The sequence below is a fragment of the Saccharothrix sp. ST-888 genome (assembly GCF_000955975.1).
Lineage (GTDB): Bacteria > Actinomycetota > Actinomycetes > Streptomycetales > Streptomycetaceae > Kitasatospora.
This window is the reverse complement of the sequence record NZ_JYJF01001002.1, coordinates 1-300: the sequence shown is the minus strand read 5'-3', so window position 1 is coordinate 300 and position 300 is coordinate 1. Positions and strand designations below refer to the sequence as shown.

The 300-nt window shown below is 77.3% G+C and carries 1 protein-coding gene; it reads left to right on the top strand.

Going from position 1 to position 300, the window contains the following annotated elements; all coding sequences use genetic code 11:
• Positions 1-300 (top strand): hypothetical protein (locus UK12_RS42725; protein WP_045307320.1); only part of this gene is annotated, 300 nt, incomplete at both ends.

Sequence of the window (300 nt, the reverse complement as noted above, 5' to 3'; positions counted from 1 at the left end):
GCCCTCTCCGCCGGGCTCGCCGCGACCGCGCTGCTCACCCAGGCCCTGGGCGACGCCGCGATCGACGCACCGCTGTGGTGCGCGACGCGCGGCGCGGTCCCGACGGGCCGTACGGACCGCCTCGAAAGCCCGGCACAGGCCCAGATCTGGAGTCTGGGCCGAGCGGTGGCCCTGGAGCACCCGGAGCGCTGGGGTGGTCTCGTCGATCTCCCGGAGACCGTGGACGAGCGCGTCTCCGCCCGCCTGGTGGGCGTCCTCGCGGACGCCGGCGGCGAGGACCAGCTGGCGGTCCGCCGGTCG